General features: G+C 32.5%; 15 protein-coding genes. 4 read left to right on the forward strand and 11 right to left on the reverse strand.

The window, feature by feature from the left end:
• Positions 1-42 precede the first annotated feature (42 nt).
• The 5 genes from L987_RS11640 to L987_RS11660 form a co-directional block, all read right to left on the reverse strand.
• On the reverse strand, positions 43-504 hold the full coding sequence (locus L987_RS11640; protein WP_011302167.1) for a MarR family winged helix-turn-helix transcriptional regulator: 462 nt from the start codon (positions 502-504) through the stop codon (positions 43-45).
• A gap of 267 nt (positions 505-771) precedes the next feature.
• A complete protein-coding gene (locus L987_RS11645; RefSeq protein WP_011302166.1) occupies positions 772-1,518 on the reverse strand; it encodes a glycerophosphodiester phosphodiesterase family protein in 747 nt (248 codons plus the stop codon).
• Between the two features lie 258 nt (positions 1,519-1,776).
• Positions 1,777-2,127, reverse strand: a complete 351-nt coding sequence (locus tag L987_RS11650; RefSeq protein WP_011302165.1) for a DUF4064 domain-containing protein — start codon at positions 2,125-2,127, stop codon at positions 1,777-1,779.
• A gap of 26 nt (positions 2,128-2,153) precedes the next feature.
• On the reverse strand, positions 2,154-3,107 hold the full coding sequence (locus L987_RS11655; protein WP_047504811.1) for a DUF4352 domain-containing protein: 954 nt from the start codon (positions 3,105-3,107) through the stop codon (positions 2,154-2,156).
• A 452-nt stretch (positions 3,108-3,559) separates the two neighbouring features.
• Complete coding sequence (locus L987_RS11660) at positions 3,560-4,447, reverse strand: LysR family transcriptional regulator (protein ID WP_047504813.1); 888 nt, start codon at positions 4,445-4,447, stop codon at positions 3,560-3,562.
• A gap of 94 nt (positions 4,448-4,541) precedes the next feature.
• Between L987_RS11660 and L987_RS11665 the strand changes: the two genes are divergently transcribed.
• The gene (locus L987_RS11665) at positions 4,542-5,750 is read left to right on the forward strand and encodes an MFS transporter (RefSeq protein ID WP_075345166.1); all 1,209 of its coding nucleotides are present in this window, start codon (positions 4,542-4,544) and stop codon (positions 5,748-5,750) included.
• Positions 5,751-6,047: 297 nt separating this feature from the next.
• On the opposite strand, the gene L987_RS11670 is transcribed toward L987_RS11665, so the two are convergent.
• Positions 6,048-7,022 carry a tRNA dihydrouridine synthase gene (locus tag L987_RS11670; RefSeq protein WP_002482113.1) on the reverse strand — a complete coding sequence of 325 codons (975 nt, stop codon included), beginning with the start codon at positions 7,020-7,022 and terminating at the stop codon, positions 6,048-6,050.
• A gap of 197 nt (positions 7,023-7,219) precedes the next feature.
• Entirely contained in the window at positions 7,220-8,356 is a 1,137-nt protein-coding gene (locus L987_RS11675; RefSeq protein ID WP_048787506.1) for a YbfB/YjiJ family MFS transporter, read from the reverse strand.
• A 219-nt stretch (positions 8,357-8,575) separates the two neighbouring features.
• On the opposite strand from L987_RS11675, the gene L987_RS11680 reads away from it, so the two are divergent.
• The gene (locus L987_RS11680; protein ID WP_047504821.1) at positions 8,576-9,379 is read left to right on the forward strand and encodes a DUF3100 domain-containing protein; all 804 of its coding nucleotides are present in this window, start codon (positions 8,576-8,578) and stop codon (positions 9,377-9,379) included.
• Between the two features lie 5 nt (positions 9,380-9,384).
• Positions 9,385-9,837 carry a hypothetical protein gene (locus tag L987_RS11685; RefSeq protein ID WP_047504824.1) on the forward strand — a complete coding sequence of 151 codons (453 nt, stop codon included), beginning with the start codon at positions 9,385-9,387 and terminating at the stop codon, positions 9,835-9,837.
• A gap of 220 nt (positions 9,838-10,057) precedes the next feature.
• Here the strand turns inward: L987_RS11685 and L987_RS11690 are convergent, their stop codons facing one another.
• From L987_RS11690 to L987_RS11705, 4 genes are all read right to left on the reverse strand, one after another.
• Positions 10,058-10,405, reverse strand: a complete 348-nt coding sequence (locus L987_RS11690; protein WP_047504828.1) for a DoxX family protein — start codon at positions 10,403-10,405, stop codon at positions 10,058-10,060.
• Between the two features lie 20 nt (positions 10,406-10,425).
• The gene (locus L987_RS13955; protein WP_052190997.1) at positions 10,426-10,806 is read right to left on the reverse strand and encodes an Ig-like domain-containing protein; all 381 of its coding nucleotides are present in this window, start codon (positions 10,804-10,806) and stop codon (positions 10,426-10,428) included.
• An 89-nt stretch (positions 10,807-10,895) separates the two neighbouring features.
• Positions 10,896-11,558, reverse strand: coding sequence for an Ig-like domain-containing protein (locus tag L987_RS11700; protein ID WP_142921089.1), 663 nt, complete (start codon positions 11,556-11,558; stop codon positions 10,896-10,898).
• An 80-nt stretch (positions 11,559-11,638) separates the two neighbouring features.
• Positions 11,639-13,624, reverse strand: a complete 1,986-nt coding sequence (locus tag L987_RS11705) for a cell surface protein (RefSeq protein WP_197050275.1) — start codon at positions 13,622-13,624, stop codon at positions 11,639-11,641.
• A 358-nt stretch (positions 13,625-13,982) separates the two neighbouring features.
• On the opposite strand from L987_RS11705, the gene L987_RS11710 reads away from it, so the two are divergent.
• Entirely contained in the window at positions 13,983-14,225 is a 243-nt protein-coding gene (locus L987_RS11710; RefSeq protein WP_011302155.1) for a hypothetical protein, read from the forward strand.
• Positions 14,226-14,232 lie beyond the last annotated feature (7 nt).

The raw sequence follows: 14,232 nt of genomic DNA on the forward strand, positions 1-14,232 counted from the left end.
GATACAGCTCGTTACGCTATATCGTTAGTTAGACACTCATATTTATTTGTTAAAATCATCTTTTAGATATTTCACTTCCTGAAAACCAGTACGGTATGAAGCCAATTCTTCCATAATTGCATACCAATCATTACCTACTTTTTTCTGTATATCTTGAAACATATCATTTTGTTTTTTATTTAACTCTCTAACTAATTTCGTACCTTTATCAGTAGAATATAACGCTTTGACACGCTTATCCGTAGCTGTTTGCTTTTCAATGATGTAAGCTTCATCTTTTAATTTTTTTAATGTGGCATGACTACCTTGTTTAGATATTTCTAAACTTTTCAATAAATCTTTAATTGTAATACCAGGTACTTTCTCAATAAAAAATAAAAAACGATGATGTTGTCTATTCAACCCATATTTTTCGATTATTTCATCTGCAGTGTTAATAAATGTTTTATAGGCAAAATAAAACAACAAATTCTCATAATCATTGTTATTACTATTACTTTCCATTACACACAATCCTCTGTTTCTTATTTTAATACAATTTTACTAGCTGAAATCCATTTGAGCATTATCCATACATATATTACTCACTATTTTCTTTATTATAACAGTTCTCATACCACGGATTACCTAATTTTCATATATTAACAGTTGAGACGTCTAATTAATAATAAATGATTACTTTTTTGTTTACTTATTTTCTAAAATGCTTACACACATAAAAGTGACTTCTTATTGCTAAATCGTCATCAGTACCCATTCATTTTTCAATCGTTATGGTCTCTCTAAATGAATCATATCGTCAGCATGATCCGTAAAAATACCATCTACGCCCCAATTAGCTAATTGATTCGCACGTAGTGATTTGTTAACTGTCCACACATTTAATGTATAACCTGCATTTTTTATCATTTTCACACGCGCCTGAGAAAGTTTGGCATCTTCAATATTCACAATATTTGATCCACAAAAATCTAATAAAGTTCTCCAATCTCCTTGGAACGCTGCAGATTTAAAAATTAATGCTCTTGGATATTCTGGCAATAATGCTTCGGCTAATTTAACTAAATAGACATTAAAACTTGAAATCAATACTTCTATATTCGAATCTAGTTCTTTTAATTGTTCAGCGACTTGTGTAACCATGCTTTCAGATAAGGCCGTACCATTCGAACCACTTACGCCCTTTAATTCAATATTTAGATTTATTTGCGTTTCATTCGCCATCTTGATGACATCTTTAAAAGTCGGCAATCTTTCAGCTTCAAATGCTTTGCCAAACCAACTGCCAGTCGAAGCATTTTTTATGTCCATATAATCTAATTGAGTTACTTCACCTGTCATATCCGTTGTTCGATCAAGAAAATCATCGTGTATGATAACTAGCTGTTCATCTTTCGTAATTGCAACATCTAATTCAATCCATTTTAAACCAGGTATGTCAGCAGCCTTTTTATATGAAGCCAGTGTATTTTCTGGCGCTTTACTCGGTAAACCTCTGTGACCATAGATTGTAAACATCGAACCATCCTCTTCCGTTATCGTTTTCCATAATTATGATATGAACATAGCCATATTTCAAATAATCTATGTAAGATTCATGAAACTATTATTTATAATATGCCTTATTTAAAAATTAAAAACACCCTCAAATATGTACTAAATTCCTAAAATTAGGTTTTCATACCAATTTTCAGGTGCACATCATTGAGCGTGTTTTACTTTTATCATTACTAAAAACTATTTAAAGTATTGTCACTATTTTCGTTAAATACTAACTTATTTTCTAATTAAAGCTAAGATACCAGCAACTAAAATTAAAATTCCTGACAATATGCCAAAAAAGCTAATAAACACGATATTTAAAATGCCACCAACTAATAGCAACACTCCTATAAGTACTCTTTTTTTATTTATTATACAACTAAGCACTAGAGTTATAATACATGTTAAAATAACTGCTATGCCTAATCCTGTAATACTACCACTTTCAGTAGCTCCAAATTCTGCGCCAATACCATCAAGCATAATAGCAAATAATCCACCTAAAATACCAAATATACTTCCTAAAATTCCTAAAATCATTTCTGCTACCCTGTTTGTTTGTCTAACCGTTTGATTTTGATTCATATTTATTTACCTCTTTCATTTTTAGTTTATGCTGCGTCATCTTCTGATGTATCTTCATCCGTTGTATCTTCTTCTTCGATTTTCTTCATTTCTTCTTCGTATTCTTTATCTATAGCTTCCATTTCCTCTTCATACTCTTTTTCATCTTGTTCCATTTCTTCTTCTAAAGCTTTATCTTCTTCATCCATTTTCTTATCATATAATGCGTCAACACGTGCTTCTAATTGATCATATTCGATTTCTAACACATCATCGTCTACATGATTCATTTTTTCACCATCAGTTAATGCGTTATATTCATCCACTAGTGCGTTATACATTTCTGCTGAATATCCTGTTTCTTCACTTTCAGTATCTTCTGAGTCTTCATCTGTTATTTTTGTTTCTTCGCTATCTTCTGATTCAACATTAGTGTCTGTTTCCGCTTCATCATTCGACTCATTACTATTAGCTACAGATGCTTCCTTGATATCTGTTTTTTTAATTTCCCATTTAGCTTTTACATTATTGAATTTTGGCGTAGCATCCATCTCTAAAGTATAATTATCACTATCCGGCACATCATAAGTTATGTATCCAGAACCAGTGTTCCCTTTATTTAATTGATGAGAAAAGCCTGCATTCGTATCGTCATTACCAAACCATTCTTGATAATTTTCATTATTTACCTTCATGCTAAAGTCAGATGAATCCATAAGCACCTGATCTTCATTATTATTTTTAAATTTCAAATACACTTTAATAACTTTTCCGTTTTCTGGTGCACTATATTCGTCATAATCATTAACATATTCAATTTTAGTTAATTTCACTTGCACACCATCTGCATCAACAGCCTGTCCAATTTTAAACTTTTTCATTTTGCTAGTTGCTTTTGATTTATCTGAATCTTTATCCGCGCTTTTTGCTTCATCATTTTCAGTACCACAACCAGCTAATACAAACATAACCATTATTACAAAAAATAATAATCTTTTCATATTATCCCAATCCCCCAATTTTATTCTTATTATTTATTTAATGTGTTTTACTCCATTTTAAAATTAATTATACACATACTCTATAATCTTATAACATTTTTAATTAAAATCAATAGTTTTTAAAAGAAAATTTTTACCTTTTAAAATATTTTTGAATTGCGTATATAAAATGACTTAAAATAACAAAATAACCGTACAAAATTTATTTGTACGGTTATTTTGTGTAATTATTTTTGGAATTTTTAATACTAAACGAAAAAGTATGTATCTCATTCCTTTTCATCTTGATTGTGAAGCCACACCAACAAATACGCCTCACTATTCGTAATAATGAGGGAAGCGATGTATAAATGAATGCTTATTTTTATCACGCGTAGTATAACACCACAGCAAGTAAGAAAGAAAAATGGAAGTTAACTCAAATATAGTTAATTATTTAAATGATTATGCCTCTATTTTTGTATCTTTGAAAAATATTCAATCAAACTTTCTTTAGTTTTATTTATTATTGGAACCTTGTTACTTTTATTTTTATAACACAATCCTATCGTTCTTTTCGCATCATGATTTTTTATTGGAATTTGTTTCAAATTAGGTAAGCGCACATCCCTCAAATGTGGCAATATAGATACGCCCAGTCCAGAACTGATAAATGTCGCTATTGTAATGACTTCGTCACCTTCAAAACTAATTTCTGGTGTAAATTGATATGCTTTTAATATTTCATCTACTTGTTGTCGTAATAATAAATTAGGCTTTAATAATATGAATTTTTCATTCACCAATGCTTCAATAGCAATTTCACTACAATGGCTTAACCTATGCTGTTCATGTAATGTCACATATAATTTTTCTACAATGAGCGGTTCAAAATGCGTATTCTGACTTGTTTCAGAAATAGTAGTAATAATCATATCCACTTCCCCGTCATCTAACATTGTAATTAAGCGTTTCGCATCATGTTGTATCAATTTCAATTGGATATTTGGATATGCTAAATTAAATGACTTTAAAAATTCTAATATATAGGTCACGCCCACTGAATGTAAAAAACCTATGACTAATTTCCCATTATATACATTAGTAGCATCAAGCACATTACTTTTATAGATATCCATTTCATTGATGATATTATTCGTCGTTTTTAAAAATGCGATACCGTACTTATTCAGTTTAATCGTTCTTCCAACCCTGTTAAAAAGTGGGATGCCTAGTTCCGCTTCTAAGTTCTTTATCGCCCTACTCAACGTTGATTGACTTACGTTTAACATTTTTGCACACTCTGACATATTTTCAGTTTGTGCTAATTGCTTAAAGTATTCAAAGTGATGCCACTCCATCTCAACAACCCCTTATGCATATTGTGCATTCATTAAATGAAAATAATGCATTTTTTATATTATTAATTACATGCTAACATAAATACATCAGATCATAAGCGGGGTTTTAACATTGGACGATTTAAAAAACAACTATGTCAAAAAAGGATCACAGGCTTATATAAAAATCATTGTTGCCCTGTTCATTTCAGGATTCACTATATTTTCAATTCTTTATAGTGTGCAGCCACTTATTCCACATTTTACAAATGCTTTTAATGTAAGCGAAACCGTTGCTAGTTTAGCGCTGTCTGCAGCAACAATCACCTTAGCGATTGCAATGCTGTTCTTCGGTGCACTATCAGAAGTTTTAGGTCGCAAACCGATTATGATATTTTCTGTTATATCTGTGTCACTTTTAGCATTGGTGCAACCTTTTATTTTAGATTTTAATACTTTTCTAATCGTGCGCTTGATACAAGGTATCTGTTTAGCAGGGCTCCCTTCCATAGCAATGGCTTATATTGGCGAAGAAATTTCTTCACATAATTTACCTGAAGCTATGGGAATTTATATTAGCGGTAATGCTTTGGGTGGTGCTTTTGGGAGGATATTCACTGGTTTTATTTCTAGTATTTATGGTTATCAAACAGGTCTAATTTCAATAGGTATTATTAGTGTGATTGCTGCAATTCTTTTTACATTTCTATTACCTGCATCTAACCATTTCGAAAAACAACGCTTTTCTGTCAAAGCATTATTAGTGAGTTACAGTAAACATTTGAAGAATATTAGATTATTAAAACCATTTATGATAGGTTTTTTGCTTTTAGGTTGTAACATTGCAGCCTTTAACTATATCGGTTTTGTATTAGCGGATGAACCCTATCATTTACATGATAGTGTGATTAGCTTTGTTTATTTATTATTTTTAATCGGTATGATTTCATCTATACTTAATGCAAAATTAAGAGCACAACTTGGGACTTTAAATGCTTTGAAATTTAGTATATTGCTGCTCATTTTCGGTATTTGGATCACACTTCTACCGCCATTACCCTTTAAAATACTAGGTTTAGCATTTAGTGTTTATGCGTTTTTCAGTGGTCATGCAATTGCAAGTGCAGTTGTTACAAGTCGTGCCGAAGATCATAAAGCACAGGCATCTAGTTTATATTTACTTTTCTATTACATGGGGTCATCTGTCGGTGGTACTTTAGCAGGGATTTTTTATGGCGCTATTCAATGGCCTGGTGTTGTATTGATGATTACAGCATTTATGATCATTGCCTTTATCATCGCGCTTACTATAAAACAAAAATAAGAGAATAGAACAGAAATCAAATTTTCTAGTAGAGATTTGTTAGTTACATCCCTGCAATGTTGGCTGGGATAAAGGGTTACCCTAATCTAAAGGTCATATATAAGAACGACGCGTTTCTCTAAAAATAGAAAATAGTCTCTTTAAATAAGTGAGACTTTATATTTTCAATTCTGTCACCTACTACCTAATTGCAAACAGAGTCCGAGACAACTATCTATGCCTCAGACCCTCATTACTATAATAAAAAGCTAACTCAGAATCCTTATGATTTCAGAGCTAGCTTTTATTTTTGATATTTTATTTGACTTGTTCCGTTTGTGCTTCAAATTCATCAAGTAATTTCCGAGCATCATCTGTCGTATTCGTACTCATCAATTGATGTCTTAATTCACTTGCACCTCGGATGCCTCGCACATATATTTTAAAGAACCTACGTAATGGCTTAAACTGACGTGGTTCATTTTCAGTATATTGATCGAACAAATCAAGATGTAATCTCAATAGTCCAAGTAACTCTTCACTCGTATGTTCTCTTGGCTCTTTTTCAAAGGCATATGGATTATGAAAAATCCCACGGCCAATCATTACGCCATCAATGCCATATTTTTCTGCAAGTTCAAGTCCTGTCTTTCTATCTGGAATATCTCCGTTAATTGTTAACAACGTGTCTGGTGCAATTTCATCACGAAGCTTTTTAATTTCACCAATCAATTCCCAGTGCGCATCTACCTTACTCATTTCTCTACGTGTACGTAGATGAATCGACAAATTTGCAATATCCTGTTCAAATACATGTCTCAACCAGTCTCGCCATTCATCAATTTCAGAATAACCAAGACGCGTTTTCACACTTACTGGTATACCGCCTGCTTTAGCTGCTTGAATAATTTCTGCAGCTATTTCAGGACGTTGAATTAAACCCGAACCTTTTCCTTTTGTCGCAACATTTGGCACAGGGCAACCCATATTCAAATCGATACCTTTAAATCCCATCTCTGCCATACCGATACTCATTTCTCTAAAATGATCTGGTTTATCTCCCCAAATGTGAGCAACAATAGGCTGTTCATCTTCGGTAAATGTTAAACGCCCACGCACGCTATGGACACCTTCAGGATGGCAATAACTTTCTGTATTCGTAAACTCAGTAAAAAATACATCTGGTCTGCCCGCTTCACTAACCACATGACGGAAGACCACATCAGTAACGTCTTCCATCGGCGCTAATACAAAAAATGGACGCGGTAATTCACGCCAAAAATTTTCTTTCATATATAATTAAACCTTCTTATCTATTATTATCTCGAATTTTTATCCATGACGAATATTACCACAAAATGTCAACTTACACAAAAAGATGATAACCAATAAAAAGACTACACACATATATCTTCAGAAGCCTTTTATAGATATAAATCATTCTTGCTTTGATATTATGACATGCTATACAAAAACACTTTGCACAAAAGTTAATCTGTTACTCTATAGCTATAAAAACTACTTAATAAGCCGATACACAGTATAACTGCTGCAAATATTAATGCTGCATTATAATTACCTGACTCGCCAATTAATACACCTGAAAAAGCAGGTGCAATCATTTGTCCTAAACTATATATGACAGTTAATGAAGCGACTAAATTAATTTTACTAGCACTTTCAAACATCAGCGTTTGTGCTTTAGACATGAATAATGTCGTCAAGCCAAGGAATGTTGCTCCAAAAAATAGCGAACTAATCACCAAACTCATCATACTTCCTGAAAATACTGGCAATACCACAGCAATAATTTGTAGGATAAACGCCAAATATATTGCTTTCGCATGCCCTAGCTTGTTAGCCATCATCGACCACAAAATCGTTGACGGAATTGCACCTAAACCTACAAACATCCAACTTAAAGCTGCATAATCGGCTAATTCGGGTATAGATTTAACGATGGCTACTAAGAAAGTACCCGTTATAATATATCCTGCACCTTCACAAAAATATGCTATTGAAAATCCCCAAATAAATTTTTTCTTCAACTTAACCGCTACATTATTTGTGTTATTTGATGAATTGGAATCTTCATTTTCAGTGATTGGATTTTCACGCATTCCAAATAATACAAAACTTCCCATAATTAATGAAAAAAGACTAAGTACAATCCAAGTCATCTTCCACGTGTCAGCACTAGTATAGATGAAAATAAATATACTACTTGTAAAAATTCCTAAACCTACACCACTGTACAATAAACCTGAAATACCATCTTTCTTAGCTACTCTTAACGCCTCAAGGGCTACATTTGATGCTAAGACAAAAACAGTACCACTTGTTATCCCAGAAATGAGGCGTAATATGGTCCAAACTGTAAAATCATCCAATAACCCCATCATTAAGGTTGAAATGATATTTATAAATAAATAAATTTTCAAATCTGTAACTTTGTTCACTATAACTAACCACATAGGTATGATAGCACCTATTAAATAACCTAAATAGTTGATTGTTGCCAATAAACCAGCACTTTGATTATCCATATGACCTGTTTGTTGCATAAATGGCATTATAGGTGTATATGCAAAACGTCCAATTGCCATCACTATAAATAAACAAACCATCCCTAATATGAGTTGTCGGTATGCGTGTTGCACTTTCACCACCACTTTCTAACTATAATGATTCCATTATACGCCTAAGCTTTCACTTTACATATATTAAATTCCAAAAATATATGAATCACTTCTACCCCCTTTTAATTTTCGAATTGTAAGTATACAATAGATGCTATTAATATTCAGAATTTTCTTTATATTCAGATTATTTTAGGGGTGATTGATTTGGAACAACAAAACAACTTATGGAAAGATTGGAGATTACATAGCATCGTTTTGGTCATAGTCATTATTTCCGAAGTCATCGGTGCACATAAAATACCTTTGGGCATGACATCAATCCTCTTATTACCCGTAGTGTATGCTGTACTATTAGGTTTAGCTGTTTATTTCACGCCATTGATTAAACACAAACAAGCTAAAAATTCTGAACCTATGGTGTTCATTTCTGTAGCTTTACTTATAGCAAAATTTGGTGTAGAAGCCGGACCTGCTTTACCCAAAATTATTGCTGCTGGTCCAGCTTTGATACTTCAAGAAATTGGTAATTTAGGAACCATTGTATTTTCTTTACCTTTAGCGATTTTACTTGGACTTCGTCGTGAATCTATCGGTATGACCCACTCTATAGGGAGAGAGTCTAATTTAGCTTTAATCACTGAAAAATTCGGCATTGCCTCTCCTGAATGGCGAGGCGTTATGTCCATGTACATATTTGGTACTATTTTCGGCGCTATCTTTTTCAGTATATTTTCTGGCATCATCATTTCAATTCTACCTTTAAGTCCCATTGCTTATGCTATGGCAACAGGTGTGGGAAGTGGTGTAATGACTGCTGCCGCACTTGGTCCTCTGGTAGAAATGTATCCAGATCAGACAAGCACAATCACAGCTTTTTCTGGTGTAAGTAATTTACTCACGTCCGTGACTGGTTTATATGTCGGCATGTTGATTGCACTACCTTTAACTAGAAAATATTATAGTTTAATCATGAACATCAAAAATAAATTTACTAAGGAACAGGAGTGATTAGGATGTCATCAAAAGTGATGAATTGGATACTTACTTTATGTGTTGTCGGTATTATTTCTTTATTAAGTAACTGGATAGGCTATAGCATTATGCCATTAAACGCTTTACCAGGCATTCTTTCACTCATGGCCATCGCATTACTAGGATTAATTCTCCGTGACATCGTGCCTTTTAATATCCCTAGTATTGCCTACATAGGCATTATTGGCTTGTTATTAACTATTCCAGGTGTGCCAGGTGCAGCACATATAGTTGAATGGACTGAAAAAGTAGACTTATTATCACTCGCAACACCTGTCGTTGCTTATGCAGGTGTTTCAATTGGTAACTCTTGGGCAGATTTCGCAAAGTTAGGGTGGAAAACAGTTGTTGTGGGTATTGTCATTTTAATAAGTACATATATTGGTTCTGCCTTAGTTGCGGAAATCGTATTAAGAATACAAGGGATTGTATAAAATTTTCGTAGATATAGTTTGGCAATGATGAATAGATAGTTCAAAATAGCCTGAGACATAAATAGATGTCTCAGGCTATTTTCCAATTAGATTGATATGAATACTTAAATAACTAACACTAATACCATAAAATTGATATTTTAATTTTCCTATAAATCATCAACTGACTATTCAACAAAGATGCCTAAGACAATGTCTTATGTCCCTGGTGCCAAAGCTTTTAAACTGTCAATAGATAAATCAATATAATCAAATTCAAAACAAATAATACGATGGCTGGTATTGCTTTTTTAATAGGGTCTTTCCCAAGGAATACAAGTGAACCTGCACCTGCCAACATAGTTAAAGCTAATAAAATACTCGCAAATATAGCCAATGGTATATAAAAAATACCAACAAGCATTGCTATACCACCTATAAGTTCAAACAGCCCTGTAATTTTATTAAAAATTGGTGGATAACCTAATTTTGCAAATTCCTGTTTCATAGCACCAGATAATATTTTCAAGCCTGTCATTATAAAAAAGATACCTAAAATAATTTCCAATATGATAATAATAATCTCCATAACAAACACCTCATTTCATTTTATTTACGAGATACCAATCCAGAAATAATATAAGGTGTGACACTTTGAATATATGTCTCAGCTGGAACATCACTAAATCCATGACACCACTTTTCAGAAGCTCTATAAATACTTGCGCTTAACATACTCGCTGAAAGCTGACGAATACTATCATCTTCAAGTAAAATTGAAATTTTATCATTGATATTTAATGTTATATCTTTTGGTAACTTAATTTCATATTTACCATGACTATTCACTCTACCAGTAATTCGTTTACCATTTGGAAGATTGATAATCACTTTTGTATTTGGCTCTCCTTGACCTGTGATTATTGTATCTGTATCTGTCAATTCATCTACAATCGGTGCATTAGGCTCAGTCTTATCGATTACTATCACGCTTGTTTTATTAGATATATTACCTGCTTTATCTGTAATATTGATAATAAGAATTTCATTACCTAATAACTTAATTTCACTTAGTATGCCTATAGAAAAATCACCTTGTTCATCTGCTTTTCCAGTAATAATTGTTTATTAGGGAATTGAATTGTCACGCTTGCATGAGGCTCTGTTTTACCTATAATTTGAATATCGTTACTTGTGACATTATCAACTTTTGGTGCTTCTGGCACCGTTTCATCAGCGACATCTTTCGTTGTTTTTGGTGATTCGTTGCCTGTTTTATCTGTTGCCTTGGCGCTAACTTCTCCTCCGTTGTTTAGTGAACCTGACGGAATATCGACGATATAGTCGCCTTGTTCATCAGCAATTACTGTTACTTTTTGACCATCTAGGAACGTCACTTCTACTGTTGAATTTGGTTCAGACTCTCCAGTTATTTGAGTGTCGTTACTTGTGAAATCTTTCATTGTTGGTGCCATCGGCGCTATTTCATCCACTATATTTCTTATTGTTTTTGGTGATTCGTTACCGGCTTTGTCTGTTGCTTTGGCACTAACTTCCCCACCATTGTTTAGTGAACCTGCTGGAATATCGACGATATAGTGGCCTTGGTCATCTGCAGTCGTTGTCACTTTTTGGCCGTCCGGGAACGTAATTTCAACTGTTGAATTTGGTTCAGATTCTCCTGTAATTTGGGTATCATTACTTGTGAAATCTTTCATTGTTGGCGCTAATGGCGACGTCACATCTTCAACTATGACAGAATTCGAAACATTACTATTAATGCCATTTTTTTCTGCTATTGCTGTTAAAATAGTTCCTGCTTTTAATGGTTTTTTAAATTAATAATACTTGTAGTTTGTCCATTATTTAATATCGTCTGACCAACAATAACATTATTTTCATCTTTAATAATGATTGTTGAGCCCTCAACACCATTAATTTCAATTTCCTTACTTTGATCATTCACAGGATTTATGCTAGGTTTAAGTATTTCTTTTATATCTATAACTTTGAAAGTGTTAACTTCATCATTAGTATAATTTGGAGATTCGATAGCTATTGTATAGGTCCCTGGTTTTAATTTCGGAACTTGCATACTGAATGTACCATCCTCATTTAAAGTATCTATACTTATTAATGTGCCGTTTTCATCTAGTATTTTCACTTTTTGTTGAGGCGCTAAAAAATCTAAATTTACTTTACCAATTACTGTAGTATCTTCTGTAGTTATATCATCGGCTATAGGTTTTCCTACTAATGGAGAAGTCCCATAACGTAATACTTCGTCACCATCATTTTTACCGTCACCATCCGTATCTTGATTAAAGGGATCCGTGTGTGATTTATGAAATTCAAAGTTATCTGTCAAACCGTCTTTATCTAAATCTTGAATATAATAAATAGATGATCCGAATGTATTTTTAATCATCCCACCATTCTTATCTGTCAGATACCCATAGAATGCAAAGTCTTCTTTTACTTTTGTAGTATTGCTAATTAAATTACCATTTTCGTCATATTCAGCATTTCTTGTTAATATATTATTTGGACTTTGATTATATTTGATAACCAATCTAATGCCCACTGTTTCCGGTAATGCATTATTAAATACAATTAAATCATTTAAATTACTACTTGTAATTGACCCTCTACCATCTTTATCTATTGCCAAATCAGCGACTTTATTTTTAGGGTAATAGGTTTTATCGAAACCACTCACTCCATAAAAGTCATAACTATGTAATTCAATTGAACCAATATATGGAACAAGTTTCGGATCAATTTGGTAGTGATATCTCCATTGTTTATTTAATCCTGAATCTATTAGAGGGCCACCATAATTAAAAGTTCCATTTTTTAATATTTGTTGGTCTACCGTAATACCACCAAATTCACCAATATCGGAATCAAATTGGATAGCACCACTACTTGCTTTAAATGCACTATTCGCAGTATCAGAGTTTGATGAGACAATACTATTAATTAAAGTTTCAGATGGCGTTAGGAAATAACCGCTAGTTTCAGAAGTTTTAATCTTTTTGTTTTCTTGTGAATCTTTTACATATATTAAGTAATTTAACTTATCACTATGGTCTTCCATTTTTTCTAATATGTTCCGTACGGTATCGTCCAATTCTATTTTTCCGTTTTCAGCTGTGTACTGACTCAATATTTCCGCTCCACCAAAAAGGCCACCACTAGCTCTAATAAAGTTAACTTGCCAAATATTTGTTGCCTTACACTCTTTATTTGCCAGTCTTACTAATTCCACTGATGAACTACGACCGGATGGGTTTACAGTTATTTTCTTAACATGGTTTGCAATAATGGGATCTAATTTTAAATTAATCTTATAAACATCTCCTGAATTTGCTCCTGTTAAATAACTATGTATTTGGAAAGGTATTGTTTTACTGTCTAACACTTCCTTCGTAGTTAATGGTTCTGGCTGAAAAATTAACGTTTGAAATGTATAGTTGTCAGAATAATCCAATGCTTCCAATGAACTATCTTCTATCATTTCTCTTACACTTTTTGTTACTACAGGGTGATACAAATCATGTTTAGCAAGTAGCTTTCTTAATTTTATAATATCTTTATCAGTTAATTTTTTATAAGCTCTTGATGTTCCAATTATATTTTTATTAGGAGTTTCACTTTTATTTACTGTTTTTATATTTTCAAAATCAGTCGTTGCTCGTTTCACAGTTACTTTGGTTTTAATGTGATTATTGGTTTGAGATTGGTTATTTAGATTCTCTTTCGTTCTTGTTTGAATGGCATCTTCCTGAATCGCATCATTCTCCATTTTTTTATCATTTATAGTTCCATTAAAATGACCAACATCTTCCGTTTTTATCTCTGTAAATTTTCGATTATTATTTTCATTTGGCTTAAGTTTTTCATCTTGTTGTTTATCTTGTTTTTCATCCTTTAAAACTGCTTCATCGAATTTTTTGTCTTCTACATTATTTCTAATAATATTATTTTCACTAATTTGTATTTTTGATATTTCACTATTTTTTCAACGTGATTATTATCTTTATTTACCACAGAGATATCGTTCTCATTATTATCCTTATTTTCATTAATAAGGTATTATTGAAATTGTAAAAAATCAAAACTTATTAGGTAAACGTTATTTACTATCTGGATATACCTATTCTATGGAAGCATTAGCGCAAATTTTATCAGAAGTTGCAAATTCAAATATATCCTATGACCCAGTGACACTTGAAAAATTTGGAAAAATGTATGATGAACCTAAAGGATTCGGTCCTTTACTTGCCTCCATGTATAAAGCCGGAGAAATGGGATTACTTGATCAAAGTAGCAACGATTTTGAAAAACTTACTGGAGAAAAACCAGATACATTTGAAACTTATTTGCATAAGCATTATAAAAATTAAATTCAGC

This window comes from Staphylococcus sp. ZWU0021 (assembly GCF_000798895.1).
Taxonomy (GTDB): Bacteria; Bacillota; Bacilli; order Staphylococcales; family Staphylococcaceae; genus Staphylococcus; species Staphylococcus saprophyticus.